The 2,073-nt window shown below is 37.8% G+C and carries 1 protein-coding gene and 1 pseudogene; both read right to left on the minus strand.

Annotated elements, in window-relative coordinates; genetic code table 11:
- Nucleotides 1-528: 528 nt before the first annotated feature.
- Complete coding sequence (locus CYK47_RS15105) at nucleotides 529-1,470, minus strand: copper resistance protein B (protein WP_122902588.1); 942 nt, start codon at nucleotides 1,468-1,470, stop codon at nucleotides 529-531.
- Nucleotides 1,457-1,942: pseudogene (locus CYK47_RS15110) on the minus strand (multicopper oxidase domain-containing protein); the annotation flags it as partial. The pseudogene CYK47_RS15110 and the gene CYK47_RS15105, both read right to left, overlap by 14 nt.
- Nucleotides 1,943-2,073 lie beyond the last annotated feature (131 nt).

Genomic DNA, 2,073 nt, shown 5'->3' on the forward strand with positions numbered 1-2,073 from the left:
ATAAATCCATCTTTATTGTTAGGGGATACAAAATAAGCGAGGTCTTGCTCTACTTTCTTTAGGCTTACAGTTAAGTTTCTCATCATAAGTAGTTTGAAATTTAATACCCATATTGTATATGTATGTCAATATAATCATTTACTATTAATCACTCCCTCTTCTGTTCTTAAAAGCTTAAAGAATACAAAAGCAGCCACGGCGCCATTGTCAGATGTTTGGTTCTCTCCATATCTTAACGTGAAAGCGGACTCCACCCAAGACTCAAGGTGGAGATGAGTTGCATGAATTTTAAGCTTGCCAACATTCGCCATGACTAGTTGCACAAAGTTGCGATAACACTCAGTAAAAATCGTACACTGATCGTAGTTGAGGATTGAGAAGTCGCCAATATGTCGAAGTCAGCAGGTGGAATACCCAAAAAGCAAGCTAAGAAGGTGAAAATTAAGCTGAAATAAAATGTAGCACTAGAATAAGCCTCAATTTATAACTTGATAAAATTGGGCTTATCTAGGATGTGCTTTAAATTAATTAAAATTTAAAGCGAATGCCAGCACCATATAACCAGTCTTTCTCAGTACTAGATGATTTTTGCCATCTTGTTTCATCGTTGCCTTTTGAGTATTGGTAAACAACGTTGAGATAAGGCATAACTTTTTTGCTGATTTCATAACGAGTCTCAATCCCTGCCATGGCACGATTTAAACCTGTTTTTTTTGCATATTTGGTTTCATCATTAAAAATCAAATCCAATTCCAAATAAGGCTGAATCATTAGTTTTTGTGTCATCAGAAAATCACGTTCAGTTTTTAGACTAAAACCTATGTAGCGATCTTTCCCCACATACGCATAAGCATCAGTTTCAAAGAAGTATGGTGCCATACCATGTAAACCAATGACCGCATCAATATATTCTTCATTATCTTGATGATGATCATTTCCTTCAATATTCTCACTACGATAGCGTGTACCAAGCTGTGCATCCCAAAAGTCTAAAATCATACGGCTGTATAAAATTTTGGCATCATAATGTGCATTATGCGACTCTTGCTTATTAGCATGAACTTTAATAAACAATTTATTTTCATCTGTGCCAATACGAGTTTCAAACTCAGATTTTAATGCTTTTTCCCCCTCATTATTGACCAACCATTGATGATCCAAAGTAGTAACAGCATAAATTTGCGCACCATGCTCTTTTCGATGATCATGATGAGCACTATCATCCTGTGCAGACTCACCTGCATAGTGATCAATCTGTTTTGTCTGTTGCTGTGTATGATTAGCCTGTATCTGTTGATGTTCTTGTTCAGAATGTTGTGAGTGAGACATAGCGTGCTGCTGTATAAATGTTGCATCTTTTCCATCATGCTGTGTTGATGTATGATGCTCTGCGTTCGCCAAGCTTAAAGTACTTAAACTCAATAGCGTCACTGAAAAAGTGGCTTTCAATGCAAAATTAGTGATGTGCATGTTCTACTCCTTTTTCATCATCGACTTGGTTTGTTTGAGTCGAAGTTATTGCTTGAGTTGACGTGGTAGAGAGTTTTGTATCGCTGACCTTAGCCACGATTAACTTGTTCATCATCCCTGCACTCATGTGATACAACAAATGACAGTGGATTGCCCATTCACCTAATTCATCCGCGGTCAGTAAAGCGGTTACGGTTTTACCTGGTGGTACAATCAGTGTATGTTTATTCGGCATATCAACCGATTCTTGACCATTTTCCAATTGCATAAACATGCCATGTAAATGCATTGGGTGTGCCATCATGCTGTCATTAATAAACTTGATACGGATGCGTTCGCCATATTTCACTTCTAGCGGTACAGCATCACTAAATTTTTTACCGTTAATGGTCCAAATATAGCGCTCCATGGCTCCACCTAAGCGCATGACCAATTCGCTGCTTGCTTGACGCGTATCTTTTTGCGGTTTTAAGTAAGCGTCCGCTGAACACACCTTATGAATTCATCCTATAAGCCTTAATTTAGTCCCCACTTAAAAACAAGTGGGGACTAAAATTTATGACTATAAATCACCAGACATCCATCGCATCTCTTGCGAAAAAA

This window comes from Acinetobacter sp. B51(2017) (assembly GCF_003711395.1).
GTDB lineage: Bacteria > Pseudomonadota > Gammaproteobacteria > Pseudomonadales > Moraxellaceae > Acinetobacter.